This is a genomic window from Pseudodesulfovibrio sp., assembly GCF_028692895.1.
GTDB lineage: Bacteria > Desulfobacterota > Desulfovibrionia > Desulfovibrionales > Desulfovibrionaceae > Pseudodesulfovibrio.
In genome coordinates this window covers 43,617-62,286 of record NZ_JAQUWN010000018.1, presented here as the reverse complement: position 1 = coordinate 62,286, position 18,670 = coordinate 43,617, and the positions used below count along the sequence as shown (strand labels likewise).

General features: G+C 62.4%; 18 protein-coding genes. 5 read left to right on the top strand and 13 right to left on the bottom strand.

Features of this window, described 5'->3' with window-relative positions; genetic code table 11:
• Positions 1 to 153: 153 nt before the first annotated feature.
• From PHP91_RS06600 to PHP91_RS06590, 3 genes are read left to right on the top strand one after another with little or no spacing between them, the layout of a single operon-like run.
• A complete protein-coding gene (locus PHP91_RS06600) occupies positions 154 to 783 on the top strand; it encodes a hypothetical protein (RefSeq protein WP_300138683.1) in 630 nt (209 codons plus the stop codon).
• On the top strand, positions 780 to 1,739 hold the full coding sequence (locus PHP91_RS06595) for a class I SAM-dependent methyltransferase (RefSeq protein ID WP_300138680.1): 960 nt from the start codon (positions 780 to 782) through the stop codon (positions 1,737 to 1,739). Before PHP91_RS06600 ends, PHP91_RS06595 begins: the two co-directional genes overlap by 4 nt.
• Complete coding sequence (locus PHP91_RS06590) at positions 1,699 to 2,481, top strand: class I SAM-dependent methyltransferase (protein ID WP_300138677.1); 783 nt, start codon at positions 1,699 to 1,701, stop codon at positions 2,479 to 2,481. The genes PHP91_RS06595 and PHP91_RS06590 overlap by 41 nt, the downstream gene beginning before the upstream one ends.
• 217 nt (positions 2,482 to 2,698) lie before the next feature.
• Here the strand turns inward: PHP91_RS06590 and panF are convergent, their stop codons facing one another.
• The 13 genes from panF to PHP91_RS06525 form a co-directional block, all read right to left on the bottom strand.
• The gene (gene panF, locus PHP91_RS06585) at positions 2,699 to 4,150 is read right to left on the bottom strand and encodes a sodium/pantothenate symporter (RefSeq protein WP_300138674.1); all 1,452 of its coding nucleotides are present in this window, start codon (positions 4,148 to 4,150) and stop codon (positions 2,699 to 2,701) included.
• Positions 4,147 to 4,434, bottom strand: coding sequence for a YhdT family protein (locus tag PHP91_RS06580; RefSeq protein ID WP_300138670.1), 288 nt, complete (start codon positions 4,432 to 4,434; stop codon positions 4,147 to 4,149). The genes panF and PHP91_RS06580 overlap by 4 nt, the downstream gene beginning before the upstream one ends.
• 62 nt (positions 4,435 to 4,496) lie before the next feature.
• Positions 4,497 to 5,303: a pyrroline-5-carboxylate reductase gene (gene proC / locus PHP91_RS06575; RefSeq protein WP_300138667.1), complete on the bottom strand. Its 807-nt coding sequence runs from the start codon at positions 5,301 to 5,303 to the stop codon at positions 4,497 to 4,499.
• A complete protein-coding gene (gene lpxB / locus PHP91_RS06570) occupies positions 5,300 to 6,424 on the bottom strand; it encodes a lipid-A-disaccharide synthase (protein WP_300138665.1) in 1,125 nt (374 codons plus the stop codon). The genes proC and lpxB overlap by 4 nt, the downstream gene beginning before the upstream one ends.
• A complete protein-coding gene (locus PHP91_RS06565) occupies positions 6,414 to 7,307 on the bottom strand; it encodes a DMT family transporter (protein ID WP_300138662.1) in 894 nt (297 codons plus the stop codon). Before PHP91_RS06565 ends, lpxB begins: the two co-directional genes overlap by 11 nt.
• 99 nt (positions 7,308 to 7,406) lie before the next feature.
• Positions 7,407 to 8,672: an MFS transporter gene (locus PHP91_RS06560; RefSeq protein ID WP_300138659.1), complete on the bottom strand. Its 1,266-nt coding sequence runs from the start codon at positions 8,670 to 8,672 to the stop codon at positions 7,407 to 7,409.
• Positions 8,673 to 8,820: 148 nt separating this feature from the next.
• Positions 8,821 to 9,198, bottom strand: coding sequence for a Rid family detoxifying hydrolase (locus PHP91_RS06555; protein ID WP_300138656.1), 378 nt, complete (start codon positions 9,196 to 9,198; stop codon positions 8,821 to 8,823).
• A gap of 94 nt (positions 9,199 to 9,292) precedes the next feature.
• Positions 9,293 to 10,618 (bottom strand): FAD-binding oxidoreductase, encoded by a 1,326-nt coding sequence (locus tag PHP91_RS06550; RefSeq protein ID WP_300138653.1) that lies wholly within the window; start codon positions 10,616 to 10,618, stop codon positions 9,293 to 9,295.
• A 38-nt stretch (positions 10,619 to 10,656) separates the two neighbouring features.
• Positions 10,657 to 12,804, bottom strand: a complete 2,148-nt coding sequence (locus PHP91_RS06545; RefSeq protein WP_300138650.1) for an acetate--CoA ligase family protein — start codon at positions 12,802 to 12,804, stop codon at positions 10,657 to 10,659.
• A gap of 48 nt (positions 12,805 to 12,852) precedes the next feature.
• Positions 12,853 to 13,068, bottom strand: coding sequence for a 4Fe-4S binding protein (locus PHP91_RS06540; RefSeq protein ID WP_300138646.1), 216 nt, complete (start codon positions 13,066 to 13,068; stop codon positions 12,853 to 12,855).
• Between the two features lies 1 nt (position 13,069).
• Positions 13,070 to 13,618, bottom strand: a complete 549-nt coding sequence (locus PHP91_RS06535; protein WP_300138644.1) for a 2-oxoacid:acceptor oxidoreductase family protein — start codon at positions 13,616 to 13,618, stop codon at positions 13,070 to 13,072.
• Positions 13,608 to 14,369, bottom strand: coding sequence for a thiamine pyrophosphate-dependent enzyme (locus PHP91_RS06530; RefSeq protein ID WP_300138641.1), 762 nt, complete (start codon positions 14,367 to 14,369; stop codon positions 13,608 to 13,610). The genes PHP91_RS06535 and PHP91_RS06530 overlap by 11 nt, the downstream gene beginning before the upstream one ends.
• Before the next feature lie 4 nt (positions 14,370 to 14,373).
• Positions 14,374 to 15,423 carry a pyruvate ferredoxin oxidoreductase gene (locus PHP91_RS06525; protein WP_300138638.1) on the bottom strand — a complete coding sequence of 350 codons (1,050 nt, stop codon included), beginning with the start codon at positions 15,421 to 15,423 and terminating at the stop codon, positions 14,374 to 14,376.
• A gap of 473 nt (positions 15,424 to 15,896) precedes the next feature.
• Here PHP91_RS06525 and PHP91_RS06520 point away from each other — a divergent pair, with 473 nt between their 5' ends.
• On the top strand, positions 15,897 to 17,462 hold the full coding sequence (locus PHP91_RS06520; protein WP_300138635.1) for a BCCT family transporter: 1,566 nt from the start codon (positions 15,897 to 15,899) through the stop codon (positions 17,460 to 17,462).
• 84 nt (positions 17,463 to 17,546) lie between these two features.
• Positions 17,547 to 18,368, top strand: a complete 822-nt coding sequence (locus PHP91_RS06515; protein ID WP_300138633.1) for an IclR family transcriptional regulator — start codon at positions 17,547 to 17,549, stop codon at positions 18,366 to 18,368.
• Positions 18,369 to 18,670: the final 302 nt, after the last annotated feature.

Here is an 18,670-nt window from a genome sequence, read left to right as displayed (position 1 = left end):
CCCATGGAAACTAGGATTGACGGAAAGCAGCTCTGGACGGAACACGTTTCAAAGCTGAATTAATCTGACAATTGCGGCCCATCAAAAGGGGCAGACTGTCAGATCAAGTATGAACCACTACACGTAAAGCAATGGAGGGATGGGGCGGATGTTGTGTATGGCCGCCGCCTCAAGCGGGAGATGCCGGGATGGCTGGAGTTTTTCTATAGGCTTTTTTACATGTTGTTCGATAGGTTGAGTGAAATACCCATTCCCAGGGACGCTGGAGATTTTTCGCTGGTGGACAGGGTTGTGGTGCAGCACATCCTGGAGTGCCGGGAGCGGGACTCCTTCTTGAGGGGATTGCGGGCATATGTCGGGTTCCAGCAGGTCGGCGTGGACTATGTCCGTCCGGAAAGGCTGTTCGGGCGCAGCACCAACAGTCTGATCCGGAATCTCGGTTGGGCCAAAAAGGCCATCTTTTCCTTCAGTAAAATGCCGCTTCATCTGTTGACGGCTTTTGGGGGTATGGCTTTTGTCTTTTCCTGCCTGACCATGCTCTTCTGCATTGTCGCCAAGGTGGTCGCTCCAGAGTCCTCGCCCCAGGGCACCACGTTCATCAGCCTGCTTGTCATGTTCTTTGGCTCCGCGTCCGTCCTCGGGCTTGGCATTTTGGGAGAGTATCTCGGCAAGGTCCTTGAAGAGACGAAAGCCAGGCCTCCGTTTATTCGTCGGCACCTCATCATGGACGGCGAAACAAGGTCGGAGGGCGCCTCCAGCGCCCGAAAGGAGACCTGGCCGTGAGCACCGCCTCGGACGAAAGGCCTTGCCCTGTTTGCGGAAGCCGGGAGTATGAACCGTATCTGCCCGAGAGGATAGATCCGAAGGCCATCTCCGAGCAAACATATGCTTCACGCAAGAACCCCGAATTCATGCGGCATAGGCTTGTGCATTGCCCGGCGTGTGATGTGGTGTATACACCGAGGCCTCCCGCCTCGGGATATTTGGAGGAGCAGTACGCCCAAGCTGCATATGGTTCGGGCGAAGAGGCCCGTTGCGCGGCGCAGACGTATGCCCGCATCCTCGGGCCGTATCTGGGGGGGATGCCAGACTTTGGCCTTGCCGTGGAGGTTGGCGCCGGGAACGGGGCCTTCCTGAGGCATCTGCGGGATGCCGGTTTTGCGCAGGTGACGGGCATAGAGCCGTCCGATTCGGCGATCAATGCGGCGGCTTCGGATGTCCGGCCAATGTTGCGGCGCGGCGTGTTCTCGGCGGAGTGGCTACAGGGGCGTGCCCCCGCACTCGTGTGCTCCTTCATGACGTTGGAGCACCTGCCGTCCCCCCGGGAGTTTGTCGGTGCGGCATCTGCCGCGCTGGCGCCAGGCGGACGTATCGCCTTGGTGGTGCATGACCGCCGGGCCTGGCTCAATCGCGCCTTGGGCCAGCGTTCCCCCATAATCGACATAGAGCATTTGCAGTTGTTCAGCAGAAGGTCAGTACAGGCGCTGTTGGAGGGCGCAGGCTTCGTTGATGTGTCCATCAAGGCCTTCAGCAACTCTTACCCGCCGTCCTACTGGCTGCGGTTGACTCCTTTGCCGGTATGTTTGAAAAACGCCGCCGGTCGACTCATCAAGCGTATGGGCCTGGAAAAGATTCGGGTCACCTTGCCCGTGGGCAACATTTTCGTGACTGGCCGCAAGATCGGCAGGGAAGTCGAGCATGAAACCGAAGACCAAAGAGAACGTCAGCCGGTTCAATGAAGACGTCCAAAAGCAGGGCAACTATTCGTATAACCTGGGGCGGCTGTCAACGGAACTGGCGAAGGCGAGAATCCTGCGCGGCCTGACGCAGTTGCATCCCATGGCAGGGAAGCGTCTGCTTGATCTGGGATGCGGCGATGGCGTGTACAGCCTTGCGCTTTTGCCGTTTGGAGCGAAGTCCATTCTTGGGATCGACCCTGCGGACTCCGCAGTGGCGCAGGCGAACGACTCGGCGCTGCGGGCCGGTGTCGCCGACCGGGCAAAGTTCCAAGTGTCGAGTGTGTATGAGCTTCAGTTGGACGAGAGGTTCGACAGTGTCCTTTTCACCGGTGTGTTGCATCACCTTTCGGACCCGGAAACAGCTATCCGGCTCGCAACGCAGTGGAGCGATACGCTGCTGATTACCGAGCCGAATGGCAACAGCCCTCTTCTGAAGGTGATTGAAAAGTTGTCCCCCTACCATCGGCAACACGAGGAACAGTCCTTCACCTCATCGACATTGATGCGCTGGTGCAAAACCGCAGGGTATACGGACGTGGAACACATCCACATTAATTTTGTCCCGATGTTGTGTCCGGATTGGATGGCAAGGTTGAGCAAAAGGCTGGAGCCATACGTCGAAACATCATTTCTTCGTCACCTGTTGTGTGCACAAATACTTATATGCGCAAGGAAAGGTCAGGCTGTCGCCAAGGCAGGCGATGCGGACAGGGGGCGCGCGGGTGATCATTTCCCTGTATGATTCGACATCGCTGGGGGTACCCAGACGGCTTTGACCTCGCCATCCACTTCGATGGCAATGGTGGCTTTGGAGTTCCCCCGTATAGGGGCGCAGAGGGGGGCGTTTCGGCCCTGTCGCTGCCTTTCTTGTGCGCGGCATGGCCGGGCGCCAGTCTCTCCCGCCATTTCCGTCCGGTGGTGCGGGGAATCGAGGGCGTTCCTGTTTTTCGGGAGTTCGGTCAGTTTTCCTTGCCGGGGTGCGCCAATGAACCGGCGACAAAGCCCACCGCGCTGACCAGCGTCGTGGGGACGATGGCGTGCAAGCCGCCCATGTCCGGCTTGATCAGGGACAGGATGATGTAGGCGCCCACGCCCCCGAGGATGGAGGTGATGGCCCCGGCCGCGTTGCCCCTCTTCCAGTAGAGCCCGAGCACGATGGGGCAGAGGAACGCCGCCTCCAGCCCGCCGAAGGCGAAAATGTTGATCCAGACCAGCAGGTCCGGCGGCTCGATGGCCGCAACGACCACCAGCAGGCCCACCACCGCAGTGATGGCGAAGCTCGCCTTCTTGAGCGTGGCCACGGGCATTGCCGCAGCGTCGCCATGCAGCCTGTACTGGATGTACAGGTCCTTGATGATGGCCGCCGAGACGAGCAGCAGCATGGAGTCCACGGTGGACATGATGGCCGCCAGGGGCCCGGCGATGAAGATGCCCGCCCAGACCGGCGGGAGCAGTTGGACGATCAGGGTGGGCATGGCCAGGTCGCCGGCGGGCAGCTCCGGGAACACCGCGCGGCCGAAGGCCCCGGCGAGGTGAACGCACAGGATCATGAAGCCGATGAACAGGGTCCCGACGACCATGGCCTGGTGCATGGCCCGGGAGTCCCGGTAGCCCATGCACCGTTGCGCGGTCTGCGGCAACCCCAGGACGCCGATGCCGACCAGAACCCAGAAGGAGAGGGTGAAGGGTTGGGGCACCGCGTTGTTCGGTCCGGTGGGCGAGATCAGTCCCGGGTCGATATCCCGCAGGGTGGCGACGCACTGGGCCACGCCGCCGCCGGCCTTGATGACCGCCAGCAGCACCACCACGACGGCCGTGGTCATGACGAGTCCCTGGATGGCGTCGGTCATGACCACGGCGCGGAATCCTCCCACGGCCGTGTAGAGCACCACGCTGAGGCCGAAGAGAGCCAGCCCCACGGCGTAGGGGTAGCCCGTGACGGTCTGGAAGAGCCGGGCTCCGCCGATGAACTGCGCCAGCATGGCGGTCATGAAGAAGACGATCAGCGCCAGGGAGCAGAGGATGACCACGGTGTCGCTGCGGTATCGGGCGCGCAGGTAGTCCGTGATCGTCACGGAGCGGGTCTCGCGGGCCACGATGGCGAACCGTTTTCCCAGGATGCCCAGGGTGAGGAAGACCGTGGGGACCTGGATCATGGCGAGCAGCACCCAACTGAGGCCCAGCCGGTAGGCGACGCCGGGGCCTCCGACGAAGCTGCTGGCGCTGGCGTAGCTGGCCACGATGGTCATGGCCAGCACGAAGCCGCCCATGGACCGGCTGCCGAGGAAATATTCCTCGATGAACCCCTGCGAGGTTGCGCCGTCGGAGCGCCCGCGGGCCCACAGGGCGATGCCGATGGACGCCGCCAGGTACACGACAACGGGGATGACGATCTGGGTCGACGCGTTCATTGCTTGCCGTCTCTCTCTTCCGGGGCCGGGCCGTCGGCGTCCAGGGGCATATCCCTGAAGAGGAACCGGATGACCGCCCAGAGCAGGAGGGTGATGAGCGGATAGCCCACGATGCAACTGTAGAAGAACCAGGCGGGGAACCCGAAAACGTAGTCGTACGTTTCGGGGTCGCCCGAGCCCAGGCCGTAGCCGCAGGCGTACCACCAGGCGAAATACAGGGCATAGACGGCCAGGGCGAGGAGCGCTTCCCGGTCGGCCTGCCGGCCTCTTTTATCCTGTTTCATGTCCGTTCACGTTGCCCTGCGCCGAGGCGCGGGCGGTTGTTTCCGGCACCTCGCCGGTGAGCCTAGGACATGGAGCCGCCGCCCATCTCCACGCTCCGGTCATAGGCGGCCCGGATCGCATCCATGATGTTCCCGCGCACGGCGGTGCGATCGAAATGGGCCAGGGCGGCGATGGTCGTCCCGCGCGGGGCCACGGACATCTCCCGGAGCAGGGCGATGTGCCGGTCCGACTGCTCCGCCATGAGGCTCGCGCCCCGGAACAGTTTCTTGACCATGCGGGAGGAGCTCTCCCGCTCCAGCCCCAATTCCACCCCGGACTCGATCATGGTTTCGATGAGGTAGAAGATGAATGCCGGGCCCGAGCCGATCACCGCGGTAAAGACGTCGAACAGCGGCTCCGGCAGGACGTGGACGTCTCCCGTGTGTTGAAACACGGCCCGCACGCCCTCTTTTTGCCGGTCGGTCAGGCCGGGGTCGTCGAAGCACACGGCGGTGACGCCCTCGCCGATCAGGGCCGGGGTGTTGGGCATGGTGCGGACGACGGGGCAGACGCCGTCCACGCCGCGCCGCAGGTCCTCCTGGGTCAGGCCCGCCGCAATGGAAACCAGGCACTTGTCCTTTGTCAAGGCCGGAATGGCTTCGGGCCATACCCCCTTGGCGTGCTGCGGCTTCACGGCCAGGACGACGATGTCCGATTTCTCCGTCAGCTCCCGAATGCCGGCGCACGGGATGAGCCCGGTTTCCTTGGCCAGCGCCTCCAGTTTGCTTCTGGTCTGGTTCACCCCGAAGACGGTGACGCCCTCCATGTCTCCGAGCGTCCGGATGATGGCCCCGCCCATGTTGCCCGTTCCGATGAAGCCGATGTTCATTGCCGTTCTCCTTTTCGTTGGGCAAGAATCGTTTCCGCCGCGAACCGGATTCCTCCCGAGGGGCCGGCGATGCGGCGCAGCTCTTGCAATTTGTTGCGGATGTTCAGCAGCATGCCGGGGTCGTTCAGCCATGCCGCCATTTGCGCGTGGCAGTTGTCCGCCGTGGCGCGCTCCTGGAGGTATTCCGGGAACAACTCCTCGCGGAACAGGATGTTGGTAAGGCTGATCCATTTCGACGTGGCCAGCCTGCGCAGGAGGTAGGCCGCCGGGGGATCGATCTTGTAGGCGACGATGGTCGGAGTCCCGATCAGGCCGGTTTCAAGCGTCGCCGTCCCCGACGCCGCCAGCACCATGCCGGACCGCCGTATCATCTCGAACCGCTCGTCGGGCTCCACGATGACGGCGGGGACGCCGTCCGGCCAGAATCGGCGCAGATAGCGTCGGCTGATGCCCGGGGCCCTGGCGATGGAAAAGAAGATCCAGGGCATTTCGCGGTGGAGGCGCGCCGCCGCCTCCGCAAATTCGGGCAGGAGGAAGGCGACCTCCTTTTTCCGGCTTCCCGGCATGATGCCCACCTGGTAGCGGTCGGGCGTGATGCGATCCAGGCGTTGCAGGGGGATCACGTCCAGGAGGGGGTGGCCTCCATACGCCGACCGGCACCCCTTGCCGCGAAGGAACGAGGGCTCGAAGGGCAGGGCGCAGAGCGTGCTGCGCACGCAGCGCCGAAGGGTGTTCAGCCCCTGCTGCTTCCAGGCCCAGAACTGCGGGGCGATGAAGTAGAGAACCGGGATGCCCATGGCGTGGGCGGCCTTGGCCAGCGGCAGGTTGAAGTCCGGGCAGTCGATCATGACGACCACGTCCGGGCGGCTCCGTTTCCATGCCCGCACGATCTCGCGGTGCAGGCGGAAGATGCCGGGCAGACCGCGGAGCACGTCGATGAACCCGGCGAAGCACAGCCTGGTCATGGGAAAGTGCACCTTGGCGCCGCCGAGCGCCAGCATCCGCCCGCCCAGGCCGCCGATTTCGAGCTGGGGGTCCAGGCGGAGCAGCTCGCCCGCCAGGGCCCCGGCGTACATGTCGCCGGACGCCTCGCTGCAATTGATCCAGATGTTACCCGGCATGTCGGGCCCGCTCCGTGGCCAGGATCAGGACGGCGACGAGGATGAGGGAGAACCCTGCCCACCCCGCCGGGGTGAAGTTCTCGCCGAAGAACCAGCAGGCCCACGCCGTGCCCAGGATCGGCTCCAGGTTGCAGAGTACGGCCACATGCACCTGCGGCAGCCGCCGCAATCCCTGGCCGTAGGCCCAGAACGCGAGATAGCCCGTGAAGAACGCCATGAGCACGACCATCGACCACGTCTGCGGCGCGTAGGGCGTGTGAAAACGGACGAAGGGCAGCATGGCCAGGACGCCGCCGATTTCCATGTAGGCGTATATCGTCTCGGTCCTATGATGCTTCTGCCAGTATTTGAAGAACGGGTATTGCATGGCGTAGCACAGCCCCGAGGCCAGGCCGCAGAGGATGCCGACCGGGGAGAACCCGCCCCGGATGCTGCCGCCGGAGAAACAGACGAAGGCCACGCCGCAAAGGGCCATGGCGATGGCGGTCCATTTCCGTCTCGAGACGTTCTCGCCCGAGATGTACCGGGAGAAGACGGCCACCCAGACCGGAGCCGTGTAGAGCAGTATCTCCCCCATGGCCGCTCCGTTGTACTGGATGGACGTCAGGAATACGTAGAACAGCCCGGCGACGCTCAGCACTCCCCAGAGGATGAAAAGCAGCGCACGGGCCGGCGGAATCCGCAGCGTGCGGAGGGAGGCGGCGGAGGCGATGAAGCAGAGGCCGCCGATGGCCGCCCGCCAGAACGAGATTTCCATGGGGGAGAGGCCCGCCGCGAGCATGGCCTTTGCGAACAGGGTCATCAGGGACCAACTGAAGGCGGCCAGGACGGTGAAGCCGTAACCGGAGGAAAGTGTGGACAGGTGCATGGTCCGGGTGGACATGGATAGTGACTCCGAAAAAAGGCGATGTCCCCCGGAGGAAGGCGTGCCGGGGGACATCGTGAGGACGGGTCATGCCGGGGTTAAGACGTGCCCGGCATGCTAGACGGAGGTTGCGGGTGTGGCTTGGGAACGGGCTTTCATGAACCGGGGCGAGGTCTCGGGCGCCAGGATTTGGCAGACGATGCCGCCGATGACCAGGGTGGCGATGCAGCAGCCCAGGGTGACGGTGACGCCGTACTGCTCCATGACGACCGGCAGCATCCAGGTGCCCATGCCGGCGCCGATGCGGCTGGCGGCAATGGTCAGGCCCACGCCGGAACCCCTGAGTTCAGTGGGGAAGAGCTCGGGCGGATACAGCCATTCGGCCACGATGGAGATGGCCAGCACGGTGGAGAAGGCGCCCAGCAGGATCAACGCGAGGGTGGGCGGCATGTTCTGCCAGACGGTCATGACGGTCAGGATGGCCGCGGCGCCGTAGAAGGTCCACAACAGGAACGCGCGGCGGGAGATGACGTCGGCGATCAGGATGCCGATGATGACGCCGACCATGGTGAAGCCGTTGTACATCATGCCCGAGGCGTGGGGGTTGGCGATGTGCAGCCCCTCGACGACCACGGGGAGGAAGATGGAGATGGCGAAGAAGGGCAGGACCTGGCAGAGGAAGAAGGTGCAGGAGGTGATGGTGTTGCGCCACAGCTCGGGGCTGAAGAGGCGGAAGAACGAGGCGGAAGGCGCCTGCTCCTTCTTTTCCGGCAGGGCGTAGCCCTCGCCGAGTTGGCGGTGGATCAGTTCGAGGGCCGCATGGGAGCCCCTCTTGGCCAGCGTCCAGCTCGGGGATTCCGGGGAGCCGACGCGGACGATCAGAGTGAGCAGGGCGAGCACGGCGGAGGAGGAAATGATCCACCGCCAGCCGTTTTCACCCATGTCGCCGCCCTTGGAGGCGATGAGCAGACCGGCGAAGTAGGAGATGATGTAGCCGAAGGTCCAGGCGGCCATGAGCCAGCTCATCATTTTGGTCCGAATCCGTTCCGGGGTCCACTCGCTGAGCAGGGCCACGCCGACCGTGTAGTCCGCGCCCACGCACATGCCCAGCAGGAAGCGGACCGCCACCAGGGTTGCGGGATCGGACAGGAAAAACTGCAGGACGGACAGCGCCAGGCTGAAGACCGCAACAAAAGAATAGGCGGTCTTTCTGCCGACCTTGTCGATGATGATTCCGCCGAGCAGGCTGCCGAGCAGGATGCCGAAGAGCGCGCCGGCTCCGATCAGTCCCATCCAGAAGCCGTTCAGCCCGAGGGCTCCCGTGGCATAGGTCAGGGCAATGCCGACAATGCCCAGGATGTAACCGTCGCAGATCTGGCCCATGAAGGTCCCGACCGCGATTTTTCTATGCACGGGCGAGAACGGGGCATGGTCAAAATTAACACCTCTCTGTCCATTAGGCACCATCGTACACCTCACAGTAAGGGCAGTAGTTTGTTGAAAGGTTGAAAGGCCACAACGCGTTTGGCATCTATTCCTTGTAGGCGACCGCATCCATTTCCAGCAGGCAGCCGTGGGCGATCTCGCTGGCCCCGAGGCAGAGACGCGCCGGGCGGTGGTCCCCCATGAACTCGGCGTAGACCTCGTTGAAGTCGTTGAAATCATCCATGCTGGTCAGGAAAACGGTGGTCTTGGCGATGTCGGTGATATCGAGGCCCGCGGCGTCCAGAACCAGCTTCAGGTTGAACAGGGTCTGGAAGGCCTGTTCCTTGATCGTGGTGCCCACGACCTGGCCAGAAATGGGGTGGAAGGGCACCTGGCCGCAGATGTAGTAGGTGTTGCCGGCCTTCACGCAATGGCTGTAAGGGCCTATGACTTCAGAACATTCGGGCGAATTGATGAACTCCATGTCAAACTCCTTTGGGCGTTTGACTCCTGCGGAAAGGATGCCGGAGGGGCTTCACGGCATCCTTTCCATATTGCAGGAGTGGGCTAGGGTGGTGTTAGATTTCCGTCTTGGCGTTGAACTCTTCGAACATGAGCCGGGCCTTGGCCCCCATGGTCAGGAAGGGTTCGGGGGGCAGCCGTTTGGGCGTGGATATTCTTCTGAGGAAGTCGAGGTTCTGGCTGCTGATGCCGCTGACCCATTCCGCCAGGTAGTAGCCGAGGAGGCTGGTCTTGGCGACGCCCGCCCCCTCGCCGCTGGCCGAGGCGAACACGGTGGGATGCTGCTGCATCATCAGGGGGCGGTAGTTCATGGTCATGTTGATCATGCCGCCGTACACGAACTCGAAGTTGACGTGCTTGAGCTCCGGGAAGCGGTTCTCGTAGGCCTTCCGCAGCTTGGGGATGGCCCGCTGGATGCGCTGGTGCGAGGTCGTGAGGTGGGTGGCGAAGGAGAAGCCGTTGCGCACGAAGACGCGATTGTCGCGGGTGAAGCGGACGGTCGTCCCGGCCGGATGCCCGGCCGTGCAGCCCCAGGGCTTGACCCCGGCCAGATGCCGCATTTCCTCGTCCGTGAACCGGCGGGTGAACGCGCCGTAGGAGAGGACGGGGCAGAAGACCTTCTTGCCGATGCCGAACTCGGGGATGAACGGGCCGCCGGTCACCAGGACGAACTTGCCCTTGACCCGCTTGCCGCTTCTGAGGACGATGCTGCTCGGGCTGCCCTCGTCGATGCGCATGACCGGGCATTCCTCGAAGACGTCGACGTTTTCCGGCATGACGCTGAAGAGCCCGCGCAGCACGTCCGCGGGGTTGATGAGCACGGTGCCGGACGTGTAGAGGGCCTTCTTGTAGTACCGCGTGCCGGTGCGCCGGTAGAGCTCGTCGCCCTCGACCACCTCGTAGTTGCAGTTCATGCGCTTGAGCTCTTCGATCTCGTGGTCGATGAGCTTGAAGCTCTTGGTCTCGGAGCAGCACAGGTACTTGCCGCAGTGGTCCCAGTCCACGTCCTCGATGCCCTTTTCCTTGATCGTGTCCTCCATCCACTTGATGATGAAGGTGTTGAGCTGGAAGTATTTCTGGTTCTCCTCGAAGGAGGAGGCTCCCTGGTCGCCGAAGTCGTGGGGCACGTCGATGATGAAGCCGGCGTTCTTGCCGCTGTCATTGTCGCCGATCTTGATGGCCTCGAACACGGCGATCTTCGCATCGGGATGGAGCTCGGACAGGTGCCTGGCCGCCCCCTGTCCGCCGTAGCCTGCGCCGATGACGATGTAGTCGTACTCGTCGCGCAGCTCGGAGTGGTCCTTGAACTGGTGGGACTTGTACCCGGACATTTCCAGCCAGCTCTGCCCTGTCGTTGTGGGAAAACGCTTTACGTCTTTCATGGTCCGACCCTTTGAATATAAAGTTTATATGGTGTTTGTTACCCGTGTAAAATGATTCTTGCGTCGGCGATGGACAGACCCTTTTCCAACGCAAAGACCGGGTTGAGATCGACTTCCGCGATCTCGCGCAGCTCCGACACGAGGTGGGAGATGATGCAGGCCGCCTCGGCCAGGGCCTCCAGGTCGCACGCCTTGCTCCCGCGAGCGCCCTGGAGCATGCCCAGTCCCTTGATCTCCCGGATCATGCTCCGGCAGGCGGGCATGTTGACCGGGGCCACCCGGAAGGCGACGTCCTTGAGTATTTCCACGAAGATGCCGCCCAGGCCGAACATGACGGTCGGCCCGAAGGTGTTGTCGTGGCTCGAGCCGATGATGCACTCGACCCCGCCGGGGAGCATGGGGGTCAGCATGACGCCGAAGATGTCGGCGTCGGCCTTGTAGGTGCGCCCGTTTTTCACCAACTGCGTGAAGGTGTCCCGCGCCTTGGCCTCGGAATCGATGTTCAGCGCGACGCCGCCGGCATCCGTCTTGTGCAGGATGTCGGGCGAAACGATCTTCATGACGACCTTGCCGCCGATCTTGGCGTAGAAGGCCGCGGCCTCATCCGCCGTGGTGGCCAGGTAGTCGTCCGCGATGTCGAGCCCGTAGCAGCGGAGGACGCTGCGGGCTTCGGTCTCCACGAGGTTGGTGCGGCCGGACTCCCGGACGGTCCTGAGGATGGCGGCGGCCATTTCCCGGCGGTCGGCGGGCATGTTCGGCAGCTCGTTGCCGGACTCTTCCTTGAGGGCCTTTTTCAGGTCGCTGTAGGTGGAGAGGACGCCCATGGTCCTGACGGCCGTGTCCACGTCGCCGAACACGGGAATGCTGTGCTCGCTGATATAGTCGAGGCATTCCGGATGCTGCGGCTGGTAGATGGAGTGCATGACCACCGGCTTGTCGCCCGCGGTGATCTTATCCACCATGCTCTTGGCCACGTCCATCTCCAGGACCCGGAACTCCTCGGAGAGGTCGGCGTATCCGCCGTAGAGACCCACGATGACGATGCCGTCAACGTCCGGGTCCTTCATGAGGACGTCCAGGCAGCGGTCGAAAACCCACATGTCCGCCTCGGGCGTGCCGGCCAGGTCCACGGGGTTCTTGATCGGGCAGTGGGGCATGAGGATTTCCCGCAGCTTGGCCTGGGTGGCTTCCGAGAGGACCGGCGCTTCGAGCCCGTATTTTTCGGCGAAATCCGTGGCCATGACGCCGTGCCCGCCGCCGTCGGTCAGGATGGCGATGCGCTTGCCCCTGGCGGGCTTGCACTTGGAGAAGGCCTCGGCGGCGTCCAGGAGCTGGCCGGGGCTGTCCACCCGGATGATGCCCGCCTGGCGGAGGGCCGCGTCGAATATCTTTTCACTGCCGGCGAGGGAGCCGGTATGCGAAGCGGCGGCGCGGGCGCCCGCGGCGCTGCGGCCGATCTTGATGGCGGCGATGGGCACCCTGGCGGCCGTCTTCTTGGCAGCTTCCAGGAATTTCCGTCCGTCTTCCTCGCTTTCGACCCGCAGGCCTTCCATGTAGAGGAGGAGCACCTTGGTGTTTTCGTCCTCCTCGATGTACTCCACGAAGTCGTGGAAGCGCATGTCCATCTGGTTGCCGATGGTGGCCCAGCAGCTATAGCCGAGGCCGCGCGACTTGGCGTTGAAGTTGATGTCGATGCCGAAGTTGCCGCTCTGGAGGACCAGGCTCATGGGGCCGGGGGCCAGGTCGATGATGCTCGCGTTCATGCTCTTGGCCGAGCTGTAGGTGCCCATGCAGTTCGGGCCCTGGACCCGCATGTTTCCCTTGCGGGCTATCTCCAGCATCTTGCGTTCGAGCTCCTTGCCCTCCGGGCCGGTCTCGCCGAACCCGGTGGAGACGACGATGGCGCATTTGACGCCCTTTTCGACGCATTGCTCCATGATGGGCAGGATGTGCTTGGGCGCGATGGCGATGATGGCCAGGTCCACCTCGCCGGGGACGGCGAGGATGTCGGGATAGGTCGGGCGTCCGAAGATTTCCCCGCCGGTGCGGGAAACGAGGTGGATATCGCCCTCAAAACCGTTCTCGATAAGGCTTTTCGCCGTCCAATACCCGTATTTCTTCGAGTTTGAGGAAGCGCCGATCAGCGCGACGCTCCTTGGCTGAAACAGGGGAACAAGATCACTCATGAATATACTCCTTGAATGGCGCCCGCGAGGTGCGGGCGCCTTGGGCGTTTATTGGTCTACGACGACACCGATGGCCATGTCGGGGCAGATGGTGCCGCAAATGTCGCAAAGCACGCAGTTCTCGGGGTGTTCCTGGACGACGTAGTTGTACCCCTGCGCATTGATCGCGGCGCCGAGGGCAAGAACCGCCTTGGGGCAGTTGCTCACGCAAAGCCCGCAGGCCTTGCAGCGGCGGGCGTCGATGACATGATGTTTCTCACTCATTCTACGACTCCTTCTTCATGGCGGAATATCCGCTGCGCAAAGCCTCGATGTTCAGCTCCACCAGTTGAGGCTTCTTGTTTCCGATGGTTTCCCGCACGACCTCTTCGACGGTCTCCAGCTTGAGCAGGCCGGTTCCGGCCAGCACCGCGCCGAGCATCACCATGTTGGCGCAACGGACGGTGCCGAGCTGGACGGCGGTGTCGGAAACCGGGAGGAAGACCTGCTTGAACGCGTCGCTTTCCTTCGGGTTGTCGACCATCGAGCTGTTGGTGAAGAGCATGCCGTCGGGAACCACCCCGGCAAAGCAGTTGCCGTAGATGGACTGGCTGAGCGCCACCGCGATGTCGGCGTCGTTCTCCACGATGGGGCTGCCGATGGGTTCGTCGGATACGATCACGTAGGCCGTGGAGTCGCCGCCGCGCTGTTCGATGCCGTAGGTCTGGGTCATGACGACCTTCAGGTTCTCCTTGATCGCTCCCAGGCAGACCATCTTCGCCATGAGCGCGGACCCCTGGCCGCCCGACCCCGAAAACATGCACTTATGCAACATCGCTCTGCTCCGTTTCGTCTTTGAAGACCTGAGGTTTGAAATAGTCCGTCATTTCATTGCCGCACCGCGCATAGGAGTCCTTGACGTTCATCTTGAGGCCGGTGGGGCAGGGGACGATGACCTCCACGAAGGCGTAGCCGAGGCCCTTGACCTGGCATTCGAACGCCTTGCGGATGCTCTTCTTGGCCTTGCGGACATCCTTGGGGGTGGCCACGGACTCCCGGGCCAGGTACTTCACGCCCGGCATGGCGCGCATCATTTCGGGCACCAGGAGGGGGTAGCCCTGGTGAGGGACCGCGCGCCCCTTGGTCGTGGTGGTCGTGACCTGTCCCTCCAGGGTGGTGGGGGACATCTGTCCGCCGGTCATGCCGAACACCGTGTTGTTGACCATGATGGTGGTGATGGGCATGCCCTTGTTTGCCGCGTGCATCAAGTCGCCGAGGCCGATGGCGCAGGTGTCGCCGTCGCCCGCGTAGGTGAAGACGATGTTGTCGGGCCGGGCCAGCTTGTAGCCGATGGCGAAGGACGGAGACCGGCCGTGAGTGGCCTCGATGGCGTCGATGTCCATGTAGTGGTGCGAGAAGCCGCCGCAGCCGATGCCGACGATGGAGATGGTCCGGCTCATGATGCCCAGGCTCTCGATGGCTTCGGCGACCAGGCGGGTCACGATGCCGTGGCCGCAGCCCGGGCAGTAGCTGGTCAGCTTGTCGAGGTTCAGCGTTTTTCCGTATTTGGCGCTCAGATTTTCCATGTGATTACTCCCCCAGGATCCGGTTTGCTTCGGCAATCATCTCAGCCAGGGTGTTCATGGGCATGTCGCCGCCGGTCTTGCCGAGGAAGTGGACGGGAATCCGTCCATTCACGGCGAGCCGGACGTCGTCGACCATCTGGCCGTGGTTCATCTCGACAACGAGGATGTTTTTCACCGAGTCCGGAAGCCCGGCGAAGGCGAGTTCGGGGAACGGCCACAGGGAGATGGGCCGGATGAAGCCAACCTTCTTGCCCTCGGCCCGCATCTTGGCGACCAGGTCCCGGCACATGCGGCCGTGGATGCCGAAGGCGACGACCACGATCTCGGCGTCCTCGGTCTGTTCCTGTTCCCACAACTGTTCCTTTTCGCGGATGGTCGCGTACTTGGCGCGCAGCTTCTCGTTGAGGTCATAGCCGTCCTGGTGGGAGTAGCTGCCGGTGATGAGCGCCCGCTTGGGGTGGTCCTGCGTTCCGGTGAAGGCCCAGCCGGCGGTGTCGAACTCGGCGGAGTAGTCGTGGTAGGCCGGCAGGGTGGTGGATTCCGTTGTCTGGGCGCTCACGCCGTCGATCACGAAGAGGACCGGCGTTCTGTAGGTGTACGCCAGCTTGATGCCGGTGGGGACGATGTCCGCGATCTCCTGCCCGGAGGAGGGGGCGAGAACGATGGTGTGATAGTCGCCGTGGGCGCCGCCGCGCGTGGCGACGTAATAATCGCTCTGGGCGCCGAGGATGTCGCCGTCGCCGGGGCCGACGCGCATGGAGTCGACCAGGAGACAGGGCAGTTCGGCCGCGCACATGAAGCCGATGGCCTCATGCATGAGGGTCAGTCCGGGGCCGGAGCTGGAGGTGGCCACCAGCTTGCCGGTGCACGCGGCGCCCGCAAGGGCGCTGGACACGGCCAGCTCGCTTTCCATCTGCATCATTTCCCCGCCATAGGCGGGCAGGATGACCGCCATGCGCTTCATCACGTCCGTCGCCGGGGTGATCGGGTACGCGAAGTGGTATTTCACTCCACACCGGGCCAGGCTCTCGGCGAAGGCCTCCGTGTTTTTCAAGAACAAAGTTTCTTGGGCCATATGCACCTCAATGAAATTTGTTGCGGTTTGCTTCAGTGTTTGCCTCAATCTAAAAACCGTAATCCGGTACGGCGTACCACTATTGCAGCGAAACGTTTAGAAGCGATGGGTTTACGTTCCGGAATGCGGTACAGTGTTTTGTAAAATCAAAATAACCGGGGCTAGGGGCTGCGTCAACCCATTTCGAAGAAAAAGTTGTCAAAAATGAATTTTGGCATACAATCATCTGAAAATCTTGTTATTTTGCTGCAAATAGTTCGCGAATGTTTTTTGACGAATCTTTTGCGGGTCACGGATTGACAACATTCGATTCATGCGGTAGGCCTACCACAAAGTGGTACAACGTTTCATGAAAATCGAATCACCATAGCCTTGTGAGGCGTATATCGCATCGTGTAAAGACGTCAGGTCCACGACCCGAGCGGCGTTTTACAGGGAAATAGGAGGCTCCTATGCCAGATGGGAAAACGGATGACGACAGAAGGTCGTTGAATCACTATACGTTTTGGCCCGGTTTTGTCCTGCTGCTCGGCGGCATAGCCCTGGGATTGATCTACCATCAGCGGCTTGCCGATCTGCTGGCGTGCGCCATGTCATGGATCCATGTGAATTTCGGATGGCTGGAGGTCTCCCTGGGGATCATCATCGTCATGTTCACCGCAGGGCTGGCCTTTTCGCCCATCGGCAACATCCGGCTGGGCGGCAAGGACGCCAAGCCGGAGTTCTCTTTTTGGCAGTGGTTCGCGTTGTCCCTTTGCGGCTGCATCGGCATCGGCATTCTGTTCTGGGCCATGGGCGAGCCCATCTATCATATGATGCAGCCACCGCTCAGCCTGCATATCGAACCCGGAACGAAAGACGCGGGCGTTTTCGCCATCGCCCAGACCACGCTGCACTGGACCATCGCCCAGTACTGTTTCTATTCGGTCTGCGGCGTGGCCATCGCCCTGGTCAGCTACAACAGGCACTATCCCCTGTCCGTGGCGGCCGGCATGTATGCGCTCTTTCCGAAAAGGCTGCGTCCGATCCTGACGCCGATGGTTCACGCCATTTGCCTCTTCTCGTTGTGCTGCGCCGTCGCCACCAGCATGGGCGCGGGGCTCATGCAGATAGGGAGCGGCACGGGCAGGATCTTCGACTACACGCCGGGCCCGGTGACCTGGGGCGTCGCGGCGGCCGTCATCATCCCGATTTACGTGCTTTCCTCGTATTCGGGGTTGAGGCGGGGCATGTGCTATCTTTCCACCGGGACCACGCGGGCCTTTTTCTTTTTCATGGCCATCGTCCTTTTCGTCGGGCCGACGCTGTTCATCCTCGGCATCGGGGTCGAGTCGTTCGGCTATTTCGCCAACAACTTCTTCCGGAACAGCACGCTGCTGAACACCATGCAGGGGAATGACATCTGGCCCATGCAGTGGCTCGTCCCCTACATGGAGATCTTTTTCATCTTCGCCCCGCTGCTCGGCCACTTCCTGGCGCGCATGGGCAAGGGAAGGACCATTCGCCAGTTCATCCTTATCAACGTCATCCCGCCGACCGTGTTTTGCCATTTCTGGATATCCACCTTCGGCGGGACCGCCGTGTTCTTTCAGTGGAGCGGCCTGGTCGACGTTTGGTCCGGAATCCACAAGTTCGGCATGGAGTCCATGGTCTACATCATCCTCTCGCAGTTCCCGTACAGCAAGATGCTGATGGGATTGTTCGTCGTCACCATCGTGTTTTCCTTCGCCACGATGACCGACTCCCTCGTGGCGACGCTGGCGATCATTTCGACCAAGGGCGTCCGCGCGGACGAGGAGCCTCCCAAGCGGCTCAAGGTGCTCTGGGGAGTCATCGTCGGGCTCGTGGCGTATGTCCTGTGCATAGCGGGCGGGATCGAGCCCGTCCGGGGGCTCATCTCCCTTGCCGGGTTCCCCATGATGCTGTTCACGTTCGGCATGTGCGTATCGCTTGTAAAAGATGGAATATATTTATTAAAGAAACCGAATTGGCTGGACAGTGAGTCCGGTAACGGCTAATATTCAAATGCCCTTCTCTCAACCGAAGGGCATTTGAATTCCCTGCCCTGCAAATTCGCCGGATAAAGAGCCTCTGAGGAGACGATGGCAACAGACGACAAGTATTACATGGTGCGTTCCCTGGAAAAGGCGCTTTTCGTTGCCGAAACCATGGCCACAAAGAGCAAATGGGAGCTGAAGGACCTCAGCGCGGTCTGCTCCATGCCCAAGGGCACGCTGCAGCGAATTCTGAGAACGTACGAGGATCTCGGCTATGTGCGCCAGGTCGAACGAGGCGGGGCCTACGCCCTGACGCTGAAGTTCTACAAGCTGGGAAAGCAGATCACGTCGCGGAACGACATCGTGTCCATGGTGCGGCCCGTCATGCTGCACTTGCGCGACAGGGTCAACGAGACCGTCAACCTGAGCGTGCTCTCCGGCGTGGACATGGTGGTGATCCACCAGAAGACATCCTACCACGCCCTGCAAATGGATTCGATTGTGGGAACGTCTTTCCCGGCCTACCTGTCGGCTTCAGGCAAGGCCTTTCTGGCCTTTTTGCCCGAGGAGGACCTGCGCAGCTTCATCAAGGAGCTGCGGCGGACCGATGCGGGAGTGGACAGCGACAAGATCAACTGGCTCTACAGGGAGCTGGAAGTCGCCAGGGTGCGTGGAATCGGATTGGATTTCGAGGAGTTGTTCAAGGGCATCCGCTGTGTCGCCGCGCCGGTGTTCGACGATTCCGGGCGCATTCTGGCGACCATAAGCTGCTCGGTGCCCACCGTTCGCCTGGACAGGGGCTTGTCCCGGAAGCTGCTTGAGGATATCCCCGCGGCCGCGGTCGAGGCCTCCCGATTGTTCGAAGCTCCGGCCCGCACCTTCACGTTGGATATCGATGACATTGCCGGCCAGCTTGTCGGCTCCTGATCCGGAGGGCCGGTCCCGGCCCTCCGCCTAACGCCCGCCGCCCGTCATCTCGCCAGGCCTTGGGGGGGGCGGCCTTCCCCTTCGTGCCTGCGGCCTTCTGCCGGAGCCCGGCCCGCAAGGCCGGGAGGTGGACCGCGCCGTCCGTGTCCGCCGTCAGCCCGCTTCTTCGCCGACACCGCGAACGCGGCGACCTGGCGCGCTTTCCGAACAACATGCCTCGGCGTTTCCGATAGGCTTGGCGTGGAATACGGCCATCCCGTGGCGATGTTACGCCCGTTTGCCGGTCGCCCGTCGGTGCGGAC

Coding starts and splice junctions, on each gene's coding strand:
- PHP91_RS06540 (WP_300138646.1), bottom strand. CDS start 13,068: ATGAGTGAGAAACATCATGTCATCGACGCCCGCCGCTGCAAGGCCTGC.
- PHP91_RS06535 (WP_300138644.1), bottom strand. CDS start 13,618: ATGTTGCATAAGTGCATGTTTTCGGGGTCGGGCGGCCAGGGGTCCGCG.
- PHP91_RS06530 (WP_300138641.1), bottom strand. CDS start 14,369: ATGGAAAATCTGAGCGCCAAATACGGAAAAACGCTGAACCTCGACAAG.
- PHP91_RS06520 (WP_300138635.1), top strand. CDS start 15,897: ATGCCAGATGGGAAAACGGATGACGACAGAAGGTCGTTGAATCACTAT.
- lpxB (WP_300138665.1), bottom strand. CDS start 6,424: ATGCCGGGTAACATCTGGATCAATTGCAGCGAGGCGTCCGGCGACATG.
- PHP91_RS06580 (WP_300138670.1), bottom strand. CDS start 4,434: ATGAAACAGGATAAAAGAGGCCGGCAGGCCGACCGGGAAGCGCTCCTC.
- PHP91_RS06560 (WP_300138659.1), bottom strand. CDS start 8,672: ATGGGCCAGATCTGCGACGGTTACATCCTGGGCATTGTCGGCATTGCC.
- panF (WP_300138674.1), bottom strand. CDS start 4,150: ATGAACGCGTCGACCCAGATCGTCATCCCCGTTGTCGTGTACCTGGCG.
- PHP91_RS06555 (WP_300138656.1), bottom strand. CDS start 9,198: ATGGAGTTCATCAATTCGCCCGAATGTTCTGAAGTCATAGGCCCTTAC.
- PHP91_RS06550 (WP_300138653.1), bottom strand. CDS start 10,618: ATGAAAGACGTAAAGCGTTTTCCCACAACGACAGGGCAGAGCTGGCTG.
- PHP91_RS06590 (WP_300138677.1), top strand. CDS start 1,699: ATGAAACCGAAGACCAAAGAGAACGTCAGCCGGTTCAATGAAGACGTC.
- PHP91_RS06515 (WP_300138633.1), top strand. CDS start 17,547: ATGGCAACAGACGACAAGTATTACATGGTGCGTTCCCTGGAAAAGGCG.
- PHP91_RS06565 (WP_300138662.1), bottom strand. CDS start 7,307: ATGTCCACCCGGACCATGCACCTGTCCACACTTTCCTCCGGTTACGGC.
- PHP91_RS06545 (WP_300138650.1), bottom strand. CDS start 12,804: ATGAGTGATCTTGTTCCCCTGTTTCAGCCAAGGAGCGTCGCGCTGATC.
- proC (WP_300138667.1), bottom strand. CDS start 5,303: ATGAACATCGGCTTCATCGGAACGGGCAACATGGGCGGGGCCATCATC.